Genomic DNA, 18,999 nt, shown 5'->3' with positions numbered 1-18,999 from the left:
GAACAGGCTTCACCGGCCCTGATCACTGCCCTCAGTCCCATTTGACCCTACGGGGGCAGGCGAGAGGCGACAAGCGTCACGCTCGCTGAAAAGCGTTGAAATCAGGCTATGCGAAAGTCTAAATATTGAACTACCGTCGCCTGCCATTCGCCCAGGGCCCTCGGCAAGCCCCGCCGCTGGATCACTGACGCCACATGGCGCCTCCCCGGTGAGCGCCCACTGAAAAGCCCCCGCTGCACGCATGGCAGAGGGGGCTTTGGATCTTTCAACTCTGGGCCGCCCGAGGTGGGCAACCATATCAGAGCCTTCGGGGCTCAGCGGCGGTCAGAACTTGGTAATGACCCACACCGCGTGGATGATCCCCGGCAGGAAACCGAAGCAGGTCAGGATGATGTTGATCCAGAAATGCTTGTTGGCGACACCCACCTGCATGAGAACGCCCAGCGGTGGCAGGATGATGGCCAGAATGATGCGAATGATATCCATGAGTTGCTCCTTGCGATTGTGACAACCGTGACTCCACGGAGGTCATGAATGTTCGGTACTCGTGTTGATCAGTGTCCTTCTCGATCACTGCCCGTCTCGATCAGCATCGGCCTTGTCGGTGTCATCGTCATGCACTGAAGCGGGTCCGCCGGCGCGGGCCTGACGATCGATCTTCTGGGACAGCTTCTCGGAGTCCGCGGCCAACTGTTCGTGGTAGCGCTCCCAGTCTTCCCAATCATGCGGCGTTCCCGTGCGTGGCCGATGGCTGCCGGACTCACGTGCACGTGCCCAGGCATGTTCTTCCAGACTCTGAGGCTTGTCCTCCTCCTTGTCCTTGTCGCCGTCCAGGCCGTGCTTCGCCATGTACTCTCGTGCGTTCATCTATTGCCTCGCTTGCCAGACTCGACGCCTGACGATGCTGTGACGTACCCACTACCTATGGCTGACAGGGCCAAATATCAAGTCTGTACAACTATTTCCGACAAAAAAAGACGCTTGCCGGCAAGCACGTTCCTGCCGAGATCAAGGCCATGAACCAGCCCACCACTGACTGTCAGTAGCATCATCAAGAAAAGCTATCGCCTCGCTTGATGCAATCAAATTCACCCGCGAGAGGCTTGCCCCTAGACTGGCTCCAGTTTCGCAAGGCACTGATTTCTCATGCACTCGACATTGTCATCGAGCCTCAGTCGCCTGCCATCCCTTTTAGATACGTCTCATCGAGACCGGAGCCAATTTCATGCAACTCGAATCACACGAAGGCCAGCAGGTCCCGAACGTCAGCTTCAAGATCCGTCGTGACGGCCGTCTGGTCGAGCGCACCAGCGAGGAGATCTTCTCAGGCCGCAACGTGGTGGTCTTCGCCCTGCCGGGCGCTTTCACCCCGACCTGCTCCTCCACTCACCTGCCGCGCTACAACGAGCTGGCCGATCGCTTCTATGCTGTCGGCGTCGATGAGATCGTCTGCCTGTCCGTCAATGACGCCTTCGTCATGGAATCCTGGGGCGAGCATCAGGAAGCCGAGAACTTGAGCCTGATCGCTGACGGCAACGGTGACTTCGCCGCTGGCATGGGCATGCTGGTCGACAAGAGCGACATCGGTTTCGGCAAGCGCAGCTGGCGCTATTCCATGCTGGTACGCAACGGCGTGGTCGAGAAGCAGTTCATCGAGCCGCAGAAGCCGGGCGACCCCTTCGAAGTCTCCGACGCCGATACCATGCTCGACTATCTGGACCCGGACGCCGGCCGTCCCAGCTTCGCTACCCTGTTCAGCAAGCCGGGCTGCCCGTACTGCGCACGTGCGAAGCAGATGCTCGACGAAGCCCGCATCAGCTACGAAGTCATCGAAGTCGGCACCCGCGGCGTGACCTCACGCACCCTGCGCGCCATGACCGGCCAGGCCACCGTGCCGCAGGTCTGGATCGACGGCGAGCATGTCGGCGGCAGCGATGAAGTCGCCCGCTACTTCGGCAGCCTGACCAGCGCTTGAACGCATCACTCTGACAGGCCCCGATAACTTTCTCTTTTCATCACGCGCGGGCCACGCTCGCGCCTGAGACCCCATTTGTCAGGTGCGCCGCTGGCGCGCCTTGAGGAGTACGACGTGAACGAACGCCAGGTTGAAGTCGCCATCATCGGCGCAGGCAGTGCAGGTCTGGGCGCCTATCGCGCCGCCAAGGCACACACCGATTCCGTGGTCATGATCGAAGGCGGCCCCTACGGCACCACCTGTGCCCGTGTCGGCTGCATGCCGTCCAAGCTGCTGATCAGTGCGGCAGAAGCCGCGCATCACGCCCGTGATACCGCGCCGTTCGGCATCAATATCGAAGGCGAGGTCAAGGTGGATGGCCGCGCCGTGATGGACCGCGTCAAGCGTGAGCGCGACCGCTTCGTCGGTTTCGTGGTCGAGTCCGTGGAAGGCATCCCTTCCCACGACAAGCTGCGCGGCAATGCGCGTTTCGAGACCGCCAACAGCCTGATCATCGGCGACAACGAGACTCGTGTCACCTTCGAGCGTGTCGTGATCGCCACCGGATCACGCCCCAGCTACCCGGGCTTCTTCGAGAATGCCGGTGACCGCCTGATCATCAACGACAGCGTCTTCGAATGGGATGATCTGCCGGAATCCGTCGCCGTCTTCGGTCCGGGTGTCATCGGGCTGGAGCTGGGCCAGGCGCTCACGCGTCTCGGCGTGCGCATCCGCATGTTCGGTGTCGGTGGCGCGATCGGGCCGCTGCGTGACGAGAAACTGCGCGCCAATGCCGATCGTGTCTTCAATGAAGAGTTCTACCTGGACCCGGACGCCAAGGTCGAGAAGATCGAGCGTGTCGAGGATGACAAGGGTGCCGGTGTCGAGATCACCTTCATCGAGCGTGGCAGCGAAGCTCGCCTGACCGAACGTTTCGACTATCTGCTTGCGGCCACTGGCCGTCGCCCGAATGTCGATCGCCTCAATATCGAAGCACTGGATCTGAAGCTGGACGAGCGCGGCGTGCCGATCTTCAATCGCCACACCCTGCAGACTCGCCTGAGCGATGACACTCCGAGCCATGTCTTCATCGCCGGTGACGCCAATAACGACCTGCCGCTGCTTCACGAAGCCTCCGATGAGGGCCGTATCGCCGGTGACAACGCGGGTCGCTTCCCCGAGGTGCGCGCCGGTCACCGCAAGAGCACCATCGCCGTGGTGTTCAGTGATCCGCAGATGGCCACCATCGGCCTCTCCACCGCCGAGATCGAACAGCGCTACGGTGCCTGCGATTGCTACGCGGTGGGTGAAGTCGACTTCACCGGTCAGGGTCGCTCCCGCGTGATGCGCATGAACAAGGGCATGCTGCGTGTCTATGGCGAGCAAGGCACCGGCCTGCTGCTGGGCGCCGAGATCTTCGGCCCGCGTGCCGAGCACCTCGCCCACCTGCTGGCCTGGTCCCATCAGCAACGCATGACCATCGAGCAGATGCTGGAAATGCCCTTCTATCACCCGGTGATCGAGGAAGGCCTGCGCACCGCACTGCGGGATCTCAACGCCAACCTGCAGCTGGGGCCGGCCGTGGTCGAACGCTGCATGGAATGCGGTCCGGGTGACTGATATCCCCTCAAGGCAACGGGACGCGCAGCTCACGCAGTGATGCCCTATGCTCTGAACAGATGTTGAATGTCGCCGGCAGTCACGAAAGTGGCTGCCGGCATTCATCACACGACTCCTCAGCAGGGAGTTGGAGAGCAGTGACGCAGGAGATCAGCCCATGAAAGCCACCCAGCTCAAGGTGCCATCGACCCTTCGCGATATCATGTCCCGCGACTGTTATCGCGTGAAGGCACGCACCAGCATTCTCGAACTCGCCCAGGGCCTGACCCACCACCGTCTGCCCGGCGTGCCGGTCGTGGATGACCTGGACCGCCTGATCGGCTTCATCTCCGAGCAGGACATCCTCGGCAAGCTGCTCGATAGTGCCTACCACTGCGGCCAGCATGCCCAGGTCGGCGACCTGATGCGTCACGAAGTCCTGAGCGTCGGGCCGAATGACAGCATCACGGATCTGGCGCAGCACATGAATGGCCAACGCCCCAAGGTCTATCCGGTGGTCGAGCAGGGCCGTCTGATCGGCATGGTCACCCGTCGCGATGTCCTGAGTGCGCTGCTGGTGATGCAGAACGGCTGTTGAGGCAGTACGCCAACCAGGACATCTCGTCAGCTGAATCAAACCTTGTGCACAGAGCCCCCAGCGGTCATTACCGCTGGGGGCTCTGTGCGTGATGGACGGAGAATCGAGCGCATCAAGAGCGGCTCTCGCACGCTTGTACCAGCAGGCCAATGCCTCGAAGGTTACCCGAAGGCTAATCAAGATCGCTCGCCGGCATGGCGTCCATGAATTTTCGCTCAGCAGCATGGGACTGTGACCGTCGCTGCAGGTCGCTGCGCTGCGCCCTGCCACCAGAGCCTCTGACCACTGCGAAAGTCAATGACGGTCTAGGGATATCTGGACGACCCCGTCGAAAACCCGCAAGGCGCTGCGTATTTCAGACATAAAAAATCCGCCAGGAAAACCGTGGCGGACCAAAGAACAGTTAAAGCCAGACATAACATCGCGATAACATCATGTCCTTGCTTACTATGACTACGCCTTTTGCATTTCTATCCCGACGGTTGCCAAAAAATTCAGCCTTTTTTGTCACTGACCTTTACGGAATGTGAAAGCTGGGCTACGTGCGTTGCCAGTGGAAGACGCGCTAATCTGTGATCTGACCTGATTGCTGGATCGAGCCCCCACAAGGACACCGCATGTCTGCCACGCCCCATGACCTCCACACCCTGACGCTGCGTCACCCGGAAATCGCCAGCCTGATGGCCGGCCGCGAAATCGGCTGGCTCAACCCTGAGCGCGCCGCGACCGCCAAGGCGCTCGCCTCACCGGCGCTGCAGGCCAGTGGCGTGGGAGCCCAGGACATCGCGGATGCCGACGCGCGCCTGATGCGTTTCGCTGCCTGGATTGCCGAGGCCTTCCCCGAGACCGCCGCCGCGTCAGGGCGCATCGAATCGCCGCTGGTGGCAACGCCCGGCTTGCAGCAGGCGCTGAGCAGCATGGCCTCGACCGCTTCTCCCCTCAGCGCAACCGAATCCCCGCTGCCCGGCCGCCTGATGATCAAGTGCGACAACGCCCTGCCCATCTCGGGTTCCATCAAGGCGCGCGGCGGCATCCATGAGGTGCTCAAGCATGCCGAGCGTCTCGCCATTGACGCAGGGCTTTTGTATCAGGAAGACGATTACCGCGCCTTCCAGCGTGATGAGATACGTGAGCTGCTGGCCAGCCAACAGATCGTGGTGGGCTCCACCGGCAACCTGGGGCTCAGCATCGGCATCATGAGCGCGCGGCTCGGCTTTCGCGTCACCGTGCACATGTCGGCGGATGCCAAGCAATGGAAGAAGGACCTGCTGCGCGCCCGGGGCGCAGAGGTCGTGGAGCACAGCGGGGATTATGGCAAGGCCGTCGCCGCGGGTCGTCAGGAGGCTCAGCAGCCCAACGCCCACTTCATCGATGACGAAAGCTCGCGGGATCTGTTCGTCGGCTACGCCACGGCGGCCAGCCGTCTCGCCGAGCAGCTCTCGGCTCAGGGCATCCCGGTGGATGCCCGCCACCCGCTCTGCGTCTATCTGCCCTGTGGCGTCGGCGGCGGCCCGGGCGGCGTGGCCTATGGCCTCAAGCAGGTCTTCGGTGACGCCGTGCACTGCTTCTTCGCCGAACCAGTCAACTCCCCCTGCATGCTGCTGGGCATGTTGACCGGCGAGCATGACGGCATCGCGGTGGAAGATATCGGGCTCGACAATCGCACCTGCGCCGATGGCCTGGCGGTGGGTCGCGCCTCGGCCTTCGTCGGGCGCGTGATGGCTCCCTTGCTCAGCGGAATCCATACCGTGAGCGATGAGCACCTGCTCGAACTGCTGGCGCTGGCATATGACAGCGAGGGACTCATGCTCGAGCCGTCCGCACTGGCCGGCGTGCCCGGTATCCACCACGTACTGCGCAATGACGCTCCCGAGTGGCACGCCTGGCGAGCGGCCACCGGGCTGGATGACGGCGAGGTGCAAGCCAATACTACCCATGTCGTCTGGGCCACCGGCGGCAGCATGGTGCCCGAGGCGATATGTCAGGCCGACTATCAGCGCGGCAAGGCATTGCTGTCACAGGCCGACACAAGCCGGCAAGCATGAGCGATCAGGCGATGAAGGCCTGCCACAGCCACACGCCGGTCAGCGCCAGCCCGATCACTCCCAGTGGGCGTGAATAGCGTTGCCAGAGCGCCATCGCTTGATCCTCGACCAGTGCCACCAGGGCCGCCAGCCCGAAATAGCGCACTCCGCGCCCGACCAGTGCCGCCAGCAGGAACAGCCCGACCGGATACCCGCTGGCGCCGGCGACCAGCATGGCGCTCTGGAAGGGAATCGGCACGATGCCGATCAGCATGATGGCGAGAAAGCCCTGCTCGCTGAAGCGCTGCTGGAAGGCCTCGAAGGCCTGCTGACCGCCGAAGAAGCTGATCAACCCATCGCCCCACGCCGCCAGTGCATAGGCCCCGAGATAGAACCCCAGCAGCGCCGCGGTCAGGTTACCGGCCAATGCCACCGCGGCCACTCGCCAGCGACGCTCGGGATGGCGCAGCATCCATGGGATCAGAATGACCTCGATGGGAATCGGGATCAAAAGGGTTTCCAGCATCGAGGCGATGAACAGCCACAGCATGGCGTGGCGGGATTGATTGAGGCGGTCGAGCCAATCACTCGCGGAAGAGAGTTTCCACATGAAGGCAGCACGTTGTCCTGGATGGTGAGCTGACCACTTTGCCTTGAGTCCGCCTCGCTTGCCAGCCTGATCACATGCCTGAACTCAAAGCCTGTTCTCAAGGCCAGCTCTCAAGATCAGTTCTCAAGATCCGCTCTCAAACCTGCACGCTACTCGAAGCCTTCCAGACGCATGGCAGAGCGGATGAGCCGCTCATCTTCCGCTTCCAGCTCACGCAGACTGTCGCGAATGCCGTGCAGGTGGTCCAGCGCCGCGCTTTCGGCAGCGTCCGGCTGCTGGTCCATCACCGCACGATAGATGGCCGTGTGCTGAGCATTGATCTGGCCGCGGGGAATCGGCCGATGATAGAGATTGCGCAGCGAGGCGAACACCGAGCTGAGCAGCAGGTCATTGATGCCCTTGAGCGTATGCACCAGCACCGGATTGTGGGATGCCTCACAGATGGCGTGGTGAAAGGCGTGGTCGTGACGCGCCAGCTGCTGGGCATCCGGCAGCGCCTCATCGCCCTGCGCTGAGGACGGAAAGTCCGGCGGATACTCGCGCACGCAGGCCGCCATCGCCTCGTAATGACGCCGGATCAGTACTCTATCCGCCGGCGTGCCGCGCTGGGCGGCCAACCGCGCCGACTGTCCTTCCAGCAACGCGCGCACCTCAAGCAGGTCATACAGGGTGCGCGGCTGGTCCCGAAAGAGATGCATCAGCGGGCTGATATCGCCGCTCGGCAACAGCGCTGCGACGCTTGAGCCCTTGCCGTGACGCGTCTCGATGATGCCCTTGCCACGCAACAGCCTCAGCCCCTCGCGCAGTGAGGCGCGTGAGATACCCAGTCGCTCACAGAGCCTGCGTTCCGAAGGAATCATCTGCCCCGGCTTGAGCACACCATCCAGTATCAACTGCTCGAGGCGCGCTGCCGCATGCTCCGGCGCACGCTGCTCACCGCACGCCATTCTCTCTGACACCTGCATCCCTGCCCCTCCCCTGATGAACCGGCCGAGCCAGCCCGACTGGCTCTCCCGGGGTCCTCGTCTCTCGTCTGCCAATCGCCTGGCCATATGCGGCAAGAACGCTGCCGCCTTTCTCACTGGTCAGACCACGCTCTCTACCCTAGCGAGCTCTCCTGTCAACAGCGACACCCGATGACATGAACTAGACGAATGTCTGGTCAGACCACTGTGGCTTCACATGGACAAGGCGCAGCTCTCACTGCCAGATTGGAGACACACCCCAGCGTCGTGACCGGCACACCCGATACGCCGCATGTATCACCGGCGCAATGGATACCCGACACGTCATCGCGAGTACCGGACTCTCCTGGAGACATGGCATGAATATCCTGTATGACCCGACGCTGGATGGCCCTCTCCCCCAGCACGACAAGTCCCGGGTACTGGCGCATCTCACCACCCTGCTGCCGGATCTCACCCTGCTGCATCGCGAGGAGGATCTGCATCCCTTCGAATGTGATGGACTGGCGGCCTATCGCGTCATGCCGATGCTGGTCGCGCTGCCCGAGCGGGTCGAACAGGTCGCCGCCCTGCTGCGTGAATGTCATGCGCTGGGGGTTCCGGTGGTCACGCGCGGTGCTGGCACCGGCCTTTCCGGCGGTGCCCTGCCGCTGGAACAAGGCGTGCTGCTGGTGATGTCGCGCATATCGCGCATTCTCGAGATCGACCCCGATGCCCGTACCGCGCGCCTGCAACCCGGGGTGCGCAACCTGGCCATTTCAGAAGCTGCCGCCCCATACGGGCTCTACTACGCGCCGGACCCCTCCTCGCAGATCGCCTGCTCCATCGGCGGCAACGTGGCCGAGAATGCCGGTGGCGTGCACTGCCTCAAATACGGTCTGACCGTACACAACCTGCTCAAGCTCGAGATGCTGACCATCGAAGGCGAGGCGATGACGATCGGCGCCGACAGTCTCGATTCCCCCGGGCTGGACCTGCTGGCGCTGATGACAGGCTCCGAAGGCATGCTGGGGGTGGTCACGGAAGTCACGGTACGCCTGCTGCCCCGTCCCGAAACCGCCAAGGTGCTGATGGCGAGCTTCGCCGATATCGACAAGGCCGGCCGTGCGGTGGGCGACATCATCGCCTGCGGCATCATCCCCGGCGGGCTCGAGATGATGGACAACCTCGCCATCCGCGCCGCCGAGGACTTCATCCACGCGGGCTATCCGGTGGAGGCCGCAGCAATTCTGCTCTGCGAGCTGGACGGTGCCGAGGCCGATGTCGTCGATGACTGCGCGCGAGTCCGTGAGGTGCTGGAACGCGCCGGTGCCACCGAGATCCGCCAGGCACAGGATGAGGCCGAGCGCGCGCGCTTCTGGGCCGGACGCAAGAATGCCTTTCCCGCCGTGGGCCGCATGTCGCCCGATTATTACTGCATGGATGGCACCATCCCGCGCCGCGAACTGCCCGCCGTGCTCAACGGTATCGCCGAACTCTCGCGTCAATCGGGGCTCGCGGTGGCCAATGTCTTCCATGCCGGTGACGGCAACATGCACCCGCTGATCCTGTTCGATGCCAACAAGCCCGGCGAGCTTGAGCTGGCCGAGGAGGTCGGCGGCAGGATTCTGGAACTGTGCGTGGCCGCTGGCGGCAGCATCACCGGTGAACATGGCGTGGGCCGCGAGAAGATCAACCAGATGTGTGCCCAGTTCAACCACGAGGAGATCAGTGTATTCCATGCCGTGAAGGCCGCCTTCGACCCCACCGGGCTGCTCAACCCCGGCAAGAACATCCCGACGCTGGCGCGCTGTGCCGAATTCGGTGCCATGCATGTGCATCACAACCAGCTGCCGCATCCGGAGCTTCCGCGTTTCTAACAGCTGCCGCCTGACCGTTCGCTGCCTGACGTTCGCCACTTCATAGCCACTTCATCGCCATTTTAATAGAGACATGCCATGCCAGAGCCAGATGATTCGCTCCAGGATCAGGTGCCAAGCCATGCCGAGTGCGCCACACCTGCCGCCAGCCAGCACCCGCAGGAACACGATGCCAGTGAGGCACTGTGCGAGCAGGTCCGCGCCGCCCACGCGGCGAGACGCCCGCTGCGCATCGCCGGCAGTGGCAGCAAGGCCTTCCTCGGGCGTGAGGTCGTGGCCGAGGAAGTGCTCGACATGCGCGCGCATCATGGCATCACCCACTACGATCCCGTGGAGCTGATGGTCTCGGTGCGTGCCGGCACCCCACTGGCGACGCTGGAAGCCGTGCTCGCCGAACAAGGCCAGCATCTGAGCTGCGAGCCGCCCCACTTCGGCCCCGAAGCGACCGTCGGCGGCACTCTCGCCTCTGGACTCAGCGGCCCACGCCGCCCCTGGAGCGGCAGCCTGCGCGACCTGGTGCTGGGCACGCGCATCATCAGCGCCGATGGCAAGGCGCTGCGCTTCGGCGGCGAAGTGATGAAGAACGTGGCGGGCTACGACCTGTCGCGCCTGATGTGCGGTGCCCAGGGCACGCTGGGCGTGATCAGCGAAGTCTCGCTCAAGGTGATGCCGCGCCCGGTGGCGAGCGAATCGCTGTGTCTGGAGCTCAGTCTCGCCGAGGCGCTGACTCGCCTGGATGCCTGGGGGCGCACGCCGCTGCCGGTCACGGCGACCAGCTGGCATGACGGTCGCCTCACCCTGCGCCTGGAAGGCGGCGAGCGTTCGGTACAGGCCGGGCGCAAGCAATTGGGCGGCGAGGTGTTGATGCCTGACCAGGCATCGGCGCACTGGACTGAGTTGCGTGAGCACCGCCTACCCTTCTTCACCGCGCGTGCACCACATCAGGCCCTGTGGCGACTGTCCTTGCCGCTGTCACTGGATCACGTCGAATGGCAAGCCGCCGTCAGCGAGCTGTTGGGTCATCTTGAGGACGCCAACCTGCTGTGTGACTGGGCCGGCGCCCAGCGCTGGCTTTGCAGCGACGCCCCCGCTGACAGGGTTCGTTCGCTGGCCAGTCGGCTGGGTGGCCATGCCATCTGCTACACCCCGGGAGCCGTCGCTGCCGAAGACAGCCCACTGATGCCACTGGCCGCCATCAATGCCCGCTATCACCTCCAGCTCAAGCAGCAGCTGGATCCTCACGGCATCCTCAATCCCGGTCGTCTATATGCCGAGATGTGATTCACTTCATGACGGGAGATGCACCTGAATGCAGACCCACTTCAGTGACGCCGCACTTGCCAGGCCGCATATCCAGCGAGCCGACAAGGTTCTGCGCAGCTGCGTGCATTGCGGCTTCTGCAATGCCACCTGCCCCACCTACCAACTGCTGGGCGATGAGCGCGACGGCCCACGCGGGCGCATCTATCTGATCAAGCAGCTGCTGGAAAGCGATCCCGAAAGTCCCGACGAGGCAGTTCGCGAGCAGGCAACGCAGATCACCCGCGAGACCCAGCAGCATCTGGATCGCTGCCTGAGCTGTCGCAGCTGCGAGACCACCTGCCCGTCGGGCGTGCAATATCACACCCTGCTCGATATCGGTCGTCAGGAACTGGAACGCCGCGTCGGACGCCCGTGGCGAGAGCGCCTGTTGCGCAGCGGCCTGCGCCATGCACTGGTCGAACCCGCTCGCTTCAAGGCCTTGCTGGCACTTGGCGTGCGCTTTCGCCCCCTCGCGCCTGGCGCGCTGGCCGACAAGATCCCGCTGGCCCGCGAGCGCGACCGTCAAGCCGAGCACCCAGCTGCGCCCGTCACCGCGACGCCTTCTGATCAGTTGCTGTCTCGCCAGGTGCTGATGCTGGAGGGCTGCGTGCAACCGGGCCTGGCCCCCAACATCAATGCCGCCACTGCCCGTGTGCTGGCGCGCTTCGGCATCGGCGTCACGCCCATTCAGGAGGCCGGCTGCTGCGGTGCCATCGACTATCACCTCAACGCCCAGCAGGCCGGTCGCGCGCGAATGCGTGCCAACATCGATGCCTGGTGGCCGGCCATCGAGGCCGGTGCGGAAGCGATCGTGCAGACCGCCAGTGGCTGCGGGGCCTTCGTCAAGGAATATGGCGAGATGCTGGCCGATGACCCGGACTATGCTGAGCGCGCCGCGCGCGTCAGTGCCCTGGCGCGTGATATCGTCGAGGTGCTCGGTGAGGAGATCGCCCGCGATGACCGACCGACGCTTTCCGCCTCCTCCCCCGACCCGCAGCCGCTGGCCTTCCACTGCCCCTGCACCCTGCAACATGCCCAGGGACTGGGCGGTGAAGTGGAGAAGATATTGCGCGCGCTGGGCTTCACCCTGACCCCGGTCGCGGAGAGTCATCTGTGCTGCGGTTCCGCCGGCACCTACTCGATAACGCAACCGGAGTTGTCACGCCAGCTGCGAGACCGCAAGCTTGAGGCGCTGGAGGCCAACGGGCCTGCGCGCATCGCCACCGCCAACATCGGCTGTCAGACGCACCTGCAGAGCGCCAGACGCACGCCGGTGAGTCACTGGATCGAACTGGTGGATGACGCCCTGCCCGAGTCGCTGCCGCAGGCATGACGATTCCCCGTTACTGTTACTGGTACTCTCACTCACTCGCACCACTTGCCAAGGAAGCCCGATGATCACTCGCCACGTACTGACCCTCGCTGACGTCAATCAGATGCTGGACGCCGCCCAGAAGGAAGCCGAGGCCAATGGCTGGGCCGTCTCCATCGCCGTTGCCGACGACGGCGGCCACCCGCTGGGGCTGCGTCGCCTCGACGACACCCCGGCGATGACCGGCTACTTCGCCCAGGAGAAGGCCAAGAGCGCTGCCCTGGGGCGCCGCGAGACCCAGCTGTTCGAGGACTCCATCAATGGCGGACGCACCGCCTTCCTGTCAGCACCGCAGCTGGAAGGCATGCTGGGCGGCGGCGTGCCGGTGATGGTCGAAGGCCAGATCGCCGGCAGCATCGGCGTGTCCGGCGTCAAGCCGGAGCAGGATGCCCAGATCGCCAAGGCCGGTGTCGCCGCACTGGGCCTCTGAGGCCCCGCCAGCCCGAATAAACAGCCTTTGCCAGCCTGAAGAAAAAGACCGCCGCGCCCATCAGGGCACGGCGGTCTTTTTGCATGTGTCACTCTTGCGTCTGTGTCTTTCGGTCACGCACCGCGAGGTGGCATGGCGGCTTCCACCGCCGCCATGAAGGCGCGCAGCTTGCCCGACTGCGGCAGGCGCTGGGGATAGAGCATATAGATGCTGTTGGGCTCACCTTCCTCATGTGCCAGCAGACGCACAAGACGGCCTTCGGCCAGCTCACGGTCGACCAGGTAATGAGCGACCCGAATGATACCGGCATGCCCCAGCGCCTGCTGCTTGAGCAGACGATGATCATTGATGGCCAATCCCCCCGCGAGACTGACCTCGCCACTGGCCAGCGGCCAACCGGACTGCCCCGACCAGACGTGGCAGCGATGATCGCCAAGCGCCGCGGCCGTGTGCGGCGTGCCATGCGCGGCAAGATACTCGGGCGAGGCGCAGCAGCAGTGGACGTAATCCAGCAGGCGACGCGCGATCATGTTGTCCGGTGGCGTGCGCGTGGCGCGAAATGCCACATCAAATGGCTCGCGCGTCAGGTCATGGCTCTCGTAACTGACATCCAGACGCAGCTCGACCGCCGGATGGCGCGCTTGAAAGGCATTGCAGACCTCGACCAGATAACGCTCGGCGAACAATACCGGCGCCGTGATGCGCAACACCCCGCTGTAGCCCTGACGCTCCGACTCGCTCGACTGCGCAATGTCGTGTTCAAGCTCGCGCTCCAATGCCAGCAACTCGCCATGTACCGACTGCATGCGCTGACGAATGCGCTCGCCCTCCTCGGTGAGGCGTACCGCCCGCGTGGTGCGGATCAGCAAGGGCGCCCCGATATCGTGCTCCAGCCGCCGCACCTGCTCGGAGAGATGGGCACGCGATACGCCCAGCGCCTTGGCCGCCCGGGTGAAGCTGAGGGTTTCCGCCACCTGAGCGAACAACATCAGTCGTTCCACCTGCTTGTGATGCCGCATTCTGCCTGCTCCTCATGCCAGCCATCCGGGATTTGAGTGATCGAGCCTGCCACAGCATTGTATGCTCTGGCGAACAATCTATTCGTTCGCATGTGCTTATCAGACTGACAGACGCGACCTAGACTGAAGGCGTCATCCGAGGTCATTTCCTCCCTGAGACATCCCCGCCTTCACTCGCGAAAGGACACCGCCATGCGCTATACCCCGGCTGAAGATCGCTACGAACGCATGCAATACCAGCGCTGCGGCAAGAGCGGCCTCAAACTGCCCCGCCTGTCACTGGGGCTCTGGCACAACTTCGGCAACAATGCCTACGAAGACAATGCCCGCGCCATCTGCCACACCGCCTTCGATCTGGGCATCACCCACTTTGATCTGGCCAACAACTACGGGCCGCCCCCGGGCAGCGCCGAGGAGATGTTCGGCCGCATGCTCAAGCGCGACTTCGCCGGCTATCGCGATGAGATGGTGATCTCCACCAAGGCGGGCTATCACATGTGGCCTGGCCCCTACGGCGAATGGGGCAGCCGCAAGTACCTGCTCTCGAGTCTGGATCAGAGCCTCAAGCGCATGGATCTCGATTACGTCGACATCTTCTACTCGCATCGTTTCGACCCCGACACGCCGCTGGAAGAGACGATGGGGGCGCTGGACAGCGCCGTGCGTTCCGGCAAGGCGCTCTATGCGGGCATCTCCTCCTACAATGCCCAGCGCACTCGTGAGGCCGCCGCCATCCTGCGCGAGCTGGGCACGCCGTGCATCATCCATCAACCCAGCTACTCGATGATCAATCGCTGGATCGAGGAAGACGGCCTGCTCGACACCCTCGATGACGAGGGCATCGGCTCCATCGTGTTCTCGCCGCTGGCCCAGGGCGTGCTGACCGACAAGTATCTGGACGGCGTGCCACAGGATAGCCGCCTGGCGCGCGGCGGGGCGATCAAGGAAGACCACCTCACCGAGGACAACCTGGAGCGGGTGCGCGCCCTCAACGCCATCGCCGAGCGGCGTGGCCAGTCGCTGGCGCAGATGGCGCTCGCCTGGGCGCTGCGCGGCAACCGCGTCACCACCGCATTGATCGGCGCCAGCCGTCCGCAGCAGGTCAGCGATTGCGTCAAGACGCTGGATCACCTCGACTTCACCCAGGCCGAGCTCGACGAGATTGATCGCTACGCTGTCGATGGTGGCGTCAATCTGTGGGCGCGCTCGTCGAATGCCTAAGCCCGTGCATATGCTCGCACCCAGGTTCGCGCCTGATAGCGTTCGCATGAGCTGCGATTGATGCAGTGAAGCCTGAAACACATCGCCCCCGCCGAGTGAGTCTCGACGGGGGCGATGTTGTCTAGCTTGAAACGCTGATGGCAGGAATTCAGCCGCCGGTAGGAATGCCGTGCTCGCTGGCCAGCAGCGCACGATAGTCGGCATAGCCCTTGCGGTAGGCGGCCACGCCTTCGGCCTGGGGCTGGGCGAGAGTCGTATGATCCAACGCCACCAGCCGCTCGCACAGTTGCTCAAGCGTCTCGCTGTGGCGGCCCTGCCCTTCATCGCCTGACTGCCCCAGACACCAGCCTGCCTGAATCGCGGCGCCCAGGGCGGCGGCTTCGGTCACCTGCGGACAGACCACCTCGAGGCCGAGAATGTCCGCCAGCATCTGACGCCATAGCGGGCTCTTGGCGCCTCCACCCACCAGCCGAATCTGGCGCGCCGCACTGCCCAGCGGCCCCATGCACTCGAGTGCGTAGCGCAGGCCGTAGCTTGCGCCTTCCATGGTCGCTCGGCACAGGTTGGCCGGGGTGGTGTTGCGGCTGTCCAGCCCATGGAAACTGGCCTGGGCACGCGGCAGCATCGGCACGCGCTCGCCATTGAAGAACGGCAGGATCTGCACGCCCTCAGCCCCGGGAGGCGCGCTTGCCACCTGCGCGGAGAAGGTATCGATGTCGAAGCCGAACATCTCGCGCACCCGTGTGGTGGCAGAGGTGACATTCATGGTGCACACCAGCGGCAACCAGCCACCATCGCTGGCGCTGAAACTCGCCACCTGCGGATCGCAGCCCGCCGGATAGTCCGCCGACCACGCGCATACCGTGCCGGAGGTGCCCATGCTCAGCGTGACGCGTCCCGGCGCGATGTTGCCGGTGCCGATGGCGCTCATCATGTTGTCGCCGCCACCACTGGAGACGACGACATCCGGGCGCAGCCCGAAGCGCGCGGCGATCTCGGGCCGGATATGCCCGGCAGGCTCATGGGATTCGATGAGTCTGGGCAACACGCGCTGCGCGTCCAGTTCCGGGGCGATCTGAGCGAAGACATCCTGATGCCAGCAGCGGCGCCGAGTATCGAAATAGCCGGTGCCCGAGGCGTCGCCATATTCGGCGACATGCTCTCCGGTCAGCCAGAAATTGAGATAGTCATGCGGCAGCAGGATACTGGCGATGCGCTGATAGCGCTCGGGATGCCGCTCACGCAGCCAGGCGAGCTTGGAAGCGGTGTAACCCGTCTGCAGCACCAGCCCGAGCGTCTCCAGACAGCCCGCCTCTCCGCCCAGCGCCGCAATCAGCGCGGCATTGTGCTCGCTTGTCTCGGTATCACACCACAGCTTGGCCGGATGCAGCGGCACGCCAGTCTCATCCAGCACCACCATGCCATGCTGCTGACCGGACACCCCGATCGCCGCGATGCGCTGCGGATCAATACCGCAGGCCCCCAGCGCGTCATCGAAGGCGCCTTCCAGTGCCGTGATCCAGTCGTGAGGGTCCTGCTCGCGGCGTCCGTTGGCGCCCTCCTCCAATGCATGGCTGCGCTGCCCCTGAGCCACGATCTGCCCGGCGTCCGGATCGAGAATCACCACCTTGGTACTCTGGGTCCCACAGTCAACGCCTACCCACATGCGGCTCTCCCTGCCCGTCATCATTCAGTTGTCTTCCCCATCGAGCCCGATGGGGTCATTCGCGAGACGCCAGCGCCAGTCGGCACTGCGTGAGTCCTGCTTGATCAGGTGTGCGTTGAGCATGTCCTTGTGATGGGTGCGTTCGTGGGCGCCACGTGCATCCTGGCCCATCTCGCGCCAGCGATGTAGCAGGCGCGGCACTAGCACCTCATCCTCGATGTCCAGGAAGATGCTGATATCGAACAGCGGCAGCAACGATTCCCAGGGGGCGTGGCGCAGCAGCAGATAGTTGCCTTCGACCAGCACGATACGGTGATGGGTCTCGACCACACGGCCACCGGCACGCGCCAGATCCAACGGCCGGTCGAACACCGGCACGGCGACCGGGCCGTCATCGGCACGCACCCTGACGAGGTCATGGTAGAGCCCCTTCGCATCGAAGGTTTCCGGGGCGCCCTTGACGTAGAGCAGCCCCAGAGGGGCCAGCACGGCATTGTCGAAGTGATAGCCATCCATCGGCACCACCACGGCGATACCGGGTTCCAGCGCATTGAGGGTCTCGCACAGGGATTCCGACAGGGTCGACTTGCCCGCCGCGGGCGGACCGGCAAGCGCCACGATGGTACGTGTGCGCTGACTGGAAGCGTGTTCCGCCAGCACACGGCTGGCCATGTCCCTCAGCGAGGGCGACATGTGGGCCAGACGAGAATCGGGTAAAGATGTCACGTGACTACCTCATTCATGGATGCACACCGCTTGCAGCAGGATGGAAGGCGCCCTTCATCCTTAGCTCATCCAGTTGCCACCGTCGACATTGAGTGTCTGGGCGACGACGAAATCGCTGTCTTCACAGGCCAGAAATACCGCGGCACCGACGTGGTCGTCAGGCTTGCCCATGCGCCCGTAGGGGACTGCCTCACCGACAAGACGCTTCTTCTCTCCCGGTGGGCGCTGCTCGTAGTGCGCGAACAGCGCATCGACCTGATCCCACATCGGCGTATCCACCACGCCCGGCGCGATGCCATTGACATTGATGCCGTGACGAATGAGATCAAGCCCGCAGGACTGCGTCAGGCTGATCACGGCGGCCTTGGAGGCACAATAGGCACTGACCAGCGCCTCGCCACGCCGTCCCGCCTGAGAGGCCATGTTGATGATCTTGCCGCCCTGCCCGCGCTCGACCATCGTCCTGGCCACCGCCTGCAAAGTGAAGAAGAGTCCCTCGACATTGACCGCCAGCTGCTGGCGCAACATGCCTTCGCTGACCTCAAGCACCGGCGCCATGGCAAAGACGGCGGCATTGTTGACCAGAATGTCGATGGGCCCGAGTTGGGCCTGCACGCACTCCAGCATGCTCTGGCGCGAGACGCTGGAGGTCACGTCCAGCGTCACTGCCAGCACTCGTGCCTGGGGACCGGCCTGCTCACGCAGTCGCTTCGCGGCACGCTCGGCGGCCTCGCCATTGATATCTGCCAGCGCGACATAGGCCCCTTCCGCGACATAGCGGGTGGCGATGGCCAGACCGATGCCTCCCGCAGCGCCGGTGATCACCGCCACCTTGCCGGCGAGCTTGCCGACGGCCTGAGTCGCTGGCACTGAGGATGTCTGTACGGGTGTTGCCGCCTTGTGCATGACATTACCCCCTGATGGTGCTCATGTGGCGCTCAGATCGCTGACCTGACCGATATGCAGCTTGCTGATCAAGGCGCTGACCTCCTCCATGCTCGCACGGCTCTGCCAGGCACCCGCCTCCAGCTGACGCTGGGCGTGGCCAGGCGGGATGTGCCCGGCGCCAGTGAAGCCGATCACGCGCAGACCGGCCGCGACCGCCGCGCTGACGCCGGCGAGGCTGTCCTCGACCACCACACATTCCTCGCCATCACGCCCCAGTTGACGCAGCGCCAGCTGATAGACATCCGGCGCGGGCTTGGGGCGCGCGACCTGCTCGGCCGTGAACAGCGGCACCGACGCCAGCCAGCGATCCAGACCGGTGGCGGCCAGCGAGGCACGCACCCGCCGCTCGGCACTGTTGGAGACGATCGCCACGGCCACGCCATTCGCCAACAGCCCGCCAAGCAGTTCCGCCATGCCGCTGATGGGCGCAAGTTCCTTCGCCAGACGTGACTCGATGGCGTGGTCGATGCGCTCCATCGCCTGCGGCGGCAGGGTGTGAGCACTCATGGCCTCCAGATGGCCCAGGATGGCCTCGGTGGTCATGCCCAGCGCCGCGCGCAACTCGGCCTCGGTGTCGAGATCCGGCAGCCACTCTCCCAGCTGGCGGCTCAGCTCCTCCTCTGCCAGCACTTCACTGTCCACCAGCACGCCATCACAATCGAAGATCACCTGCTGCAAGGGGATACTCATGTCGCTCTCCTCTCCA

Annotated in this window: 18 protein-coding genes; 9 read left to right on the top strand and 9 right to left on the bottom strand. The window is 64.1% G+C overall.

What is annotated here, in order from left to right; all coding sequences use genetic code 11:
• Positions 1-324 precede the first annotated feature (324 nt).
• The gene (locus tag F8A90_RS06035; protein ID WP_043334518.1) at positions 325-486 is read right to left on the bottom strand and encodes a YqaE/Pmp3 family membrane protein; all 162 of its coding nucleotides are present in this window, start codon (positions 484-486) and stop codon (positions 325-327) included.
• 84 nt (positions 487-570) lie between these two features.
• The gene (locus F8A90_RS06030) at positions 571-849 is read right to left on the bottom strand and encodes a hypothetical protein (protein ID WP_200019389.1); all 279 of its coding nucleotides are present in this window, start codon (positions 847-849) and stop codon (positions 571-573) included.
• 376 nt (positions 850-1,225) lie between these two features.
• Here F8A90_RS06030 and F8A90_RS06025 point away from each other — a divergent pair, with 376 nt between their 5' ends.
• The 4 genes from F8A90_RS06025 to F8A90_RS06010 all read left to right on the top strand — a co-directional run bounded on the left by F8A90_RS06025 (position 1,226) and on the right by F8A90_RS06010 (position 6,196).
• Complete coding sequence (locus tag F8A90_RS06025) at positions 1,226-1,975, top strand: glutathione peroxidase (RefSeq protein ID WP_107335176.1); 750 nt, start codon at positions 1,226-1,228, stop codon at positions 1,973-1,975.
• A 114-nt stretch (positions 1,976-2,089) separates the two neighbouring features.
• Complete coding sequence (locus F8A90_RS06020; protein ID WP_200019388.1) at positions 2,090-3,574, top strand: dihydrolipoyl dehydrogenase; 1,485 nt, start codon at positions 2,090-2,092, stop codon at positions 3,572-3,574.
• Positions 3,575-3,731: 157 nt separating this feature from the next.
• Positions 3,732-4,151 carry a CBS domain-containing protein gene (locus tag F8A90_RS06015; protein WP_043334523.1) on the top strand — a complete coding sequence of 140 codons (420 nt, stop codon included), beginning with the start codon at positions 3,732-3,734 and terminating at the stop codon, positions 4,149-4,151.
• 617 nt (positions 4,152-4,768) lie between these two features.
• Complete coding sequence (locus tag F8A90_RS06010) at positions 4,769-6,196, top strand: D-serine ammonia-lyase (RefSeq protein WP_200019387.1); 1,428 nt, start codon at positions 4,769-4,771, stop codon at positions 6,194-6,196.
• A 4-nt stretch (positions 6,197-6,200) separates the two neighbouring features.
• Here the strand turns inward: F8A90_RS06010 and F8A90_RS06005 are convergent, their stop codons facing one another.
• Positions 6,201-6,785 (bottom strand): YqaA family protein, encoded by a 585-nt coding sequence (locus tag F8A90_RS06005; RefSeq protein ID WP_077372686.1) that lies wholly within the window; start codon positions 6,783-6,785, stop codon positions 6,201-6,203.
• Positions 6,786-6,934: 149 nt separating this feature from the next.
• The gene (gene glcC / locus F8A90_RS06000; protein WP_200019386.1) at positions 6,935-7,750 is read right to left on the bottom strand and encodes a transcriptional regulator GlcC; all 816 of its coding nucleotides are present in this window, start codon (positions 7,748-7,750) and stop codon (positions 6,935-6,937) included.
• Positions 7,751-8,109: 359 nt separating this feature from the next.
• Here glcC and glcD point away from each other — a divergent pair, with 359 nt between their 5' ends.
• From glcD to F8A90_RS05980, 4 genes are all read left to right on the top strand, one after another.
• Positions 8,110-9,609 carry a glycolate oxidase subunit GlcD gene (glcD, locus tag F8A90_RS05995; protein ID WP_200019385.1) on the top strand — a complete coding sequence of 500 codons (1,500 nt, stop codon included), beginning with the start codon at positions 8,110-8,112 and terminating at the stop codon, positions 9,607-9,609.
• A gap of 78 nt (positions 9,610-9,687) precedes the next feature.
• Entirely contained in the window at positions 9,688-10,890 is a 1,203-nt protein-coding gene (gene glcE / locus F8A90_RS05990) for a glycolate oxidase subunit GlcE (RefSeq protein WP_200019384.1), read from the top strand.
• A gap of 28 nt (positions 10,891-10,918) precedes the next feature.
• The gene (gene glcF, locus F8A90_RS05985) at positions 10,919-12,244 is read left to right on the top strand and encodes a glycolate oxidase subunit GlcF (protein WP_200019383.1); all 1,326 of its coding nucleotides are present in this window, start codon (positions 10,919-10,921) and stop codon (positions 12,242-12,244) included.
• Between the two features lie 61 nt (positions 12,245-12,305).
• Entirely contained in the window at positions 12,306-12,713 is a 408-nt protein-coding gene (locus F8A90_RS05980) for a GlcG/HbpS family heme-binding protein (RefSeq protein ID WP_043334532.1), read from the top strand.
• A 113-nt stretch (positions 12,714-12,826) separates the two neighbouring features.
• Here F8A90_RS05980 and F8A90_RS05975 read toward each other — a convergent pair whose 3' ends face one another.
• Positions 12,827-13,732, bottom strand: coding sequence for a LysR family transcriptional regulator (locus F8A90_RS05975; RefSeq protein ID WP_200019382.1), 906 nt, complete (start codon positions 13,730-13,732; stop codon positions 12,827-12,829).
• A 192-nt stretch (positions 13,733-13,924) separates the two neighbouring features.
• On the opposite strand from F8A90_RS05975, the gene mgrA reads away from it, so the two are divergent.
• Entirely contained in the window at positions 13,925-14,953 is a 1,029-nt protein-coding gene (gene mgrA, locus F8A90_RS05970) for an L-glyceraldehyde 3-phosphate reductase (RefSeq protein ID WP_200019381.1), read from the top strand.
• 148 nt (positions 14,954-15,101) lie between these two features.
• Here the strand turns inward: mgrA and xylB are convergent, their stop codons facing one another.
• Genes xylB through F8A90_RS05950 form a run of 4 tightly spaced genes read right to left on the bottom strand, consistent with a single transcriptional unit; the run spans position 15,102 to position 18,983 of the window.
• Entirely contained in the window at positions 15,102-16,619 is a 1,518-nt protein-coding gene (xylB, locus tag F8A90_RS05965; RefSeq protein ID WP_200019380.1) for a xylulokinase, read from the bottom strand.
• Positions 16,620-16,643: 24 nt separating this feature from the next.
• On the bottom strand, positions 16,644-17,345 hold the full coding sequence (locus F8A90_RS05960; protein WP_325096942.1) for a nucleoside/nucleotide kinase family protein: 702 nt from the start codon (positions 17,343-17,345) through the stop codon (positions 16,644-16,646).
• Positions 17,346-17,405: 60 nt separating this feature from the next.
• Positions 17,406-18,215 (bottom strand): L-iditol 2-dehydrogenase, encoded by an 810-nt coding sequence (locus tag F8A90_RS05955; RefSeq protein ID WP_233593460.1) that lies wholly within the window; start codon positions 18,213-18,215, stop codon positions 17,406-17,408.
• A 57-nt stretch (positions 18,216-18,272) separates the two neighbouring features.
• Positions 18,273-18,983, bottom strand: a complete 711-nt coding sequence (locus F8A90_RS05950; protein WP_233593459.1) for an HAD family hydrolase — start codon at positions 18,981-18,983, stop codon at positions 18,273-18,275.
• Between the last annotated feature and the right edge of the window lie 16 nt (positions 18,984-18,999).

The sequence above is a fragment of the Cobetia sp. cqz5-12 genome (assembly GCF_016495405.1).
Lineage (GTDB): Bacteria > Pseudomonadota > Gammaproteobacteria > Pseudomonadales > Halomonadaceae > Cobetia.
This window is presented reverse-complemented; position numbering and strand designations above follow the sequence as displayed.

What these genes read in the sequence shown, in the direction of transcription:
- F8A90_RS06035 (WP_043334518.1), bottom strand. Translation starts at nt 486, where the DNA reads ATGGATATCATTCGCATCATTCTGGCCATCATCCTGCCACCGCTGGGC.
- F8A90_RS06030 (WP_200019389.1), bottom strand. Translation starts at nt 849, where the DNA reads ATGGCGAAGCACGGCCTGGACGGCGACAAGGACAAGGAGGAGGACAAG.
- F8A90_RS06025 (WP_107335176.1), top strand. Translation starts at nt 1,226, where the DNA reads ATGCAACTCGAATCACACGAAGGCCAGCAGGTCCCGAACGTCAGCTTC.
- F8A90_RS06015 (WP_043334523.1), top strand. Translation starts at nt 3,732, where the DNA reads ATGAAAGCCACCCAGCTCAAGGTGCCATCGACCCTTCGCGATATCATG.
- F8A90_RS06010 (WP_200019387.1), top strand. Translation starts at nt 4,769, where the DNA reads ATGTCTGCCACGCCCCATGACCTCCACACCCTGACGCTGCGTCACCCG.
- F8A90_RS06005 (WP_077372686.1), bottom strand. Translation starts at nt 6,785, where the DNA reads ATGTGGAAACTCTCTTCCGCGAGTGATTGGCTCGACCGCCTCAATCAA.
- glcC (WP_200019386.1), bottom strand. Translation starts at nt 7,750, where the DNA reads ATGCAGGTGTCAGAGAGAATGGCGTGCGGTGAGCAGCGTGCGCCGGAG.
- glcD (WP_200019385.1), top strand. Translation starts at nt 8,110, where the DNA reads ATGAATATCCTGTATGACCCGACGCTGGATGGCCCTCTCCCCCAGCAC.
- glcE (WP_200019384.1), top strand. Translation starts at nt 9,688, where the DNA reads ATGCCAGAGCCAGATGATTCGCTCCAGGATCAGGTGCCAAGCCATGCC.
- glcF (WP_200019383.1), top strand. Translation starts at nt 10,919, where the DNA reads ATGCAGACCCACTTCAGTGACGCCGCACTTGCCAGGCCGCATATCCAG.
- F8A90_RS05980 (WP_043334532.1), top strand. Translation starts at nt 12,306, where the DNA reads ATGATCACTCGCCACGTACTGACCCTCGCTGACGTCAATCAGATGCTG.
- F8A90_RS05975 (WP_200019382.1), bottom strand. Translation starts at nt 13,732, where the DNA reads ATGCGGCATCACAAGCAGGTGGAACGACTGATGTTGTTCGCTCAGGTG.
- mgrA (WP_200019381.1), top strand. Translation starts at nt 13,925, where the DNA reads ATGCGCTATACCCCGGCTGAAGATCGCTACGAACGCATGCAATACCAG.
- xylB (WP_200019380.1), bottom strand. Translation starts at nt 16,619, where the DNA reads ATGTGGGTAGGCGTTGACTGTGGGACCCAGAGTACCAAGGTGGTGATT.
- F8A90_RS05950 (WP_233593459.1), bottom strand. Translation starts at nt 18,983, where the DNA reads ATGAGTATCCCCTTGCAGCAGGTGATCTTCGATTGTGATGGCGTGCTG.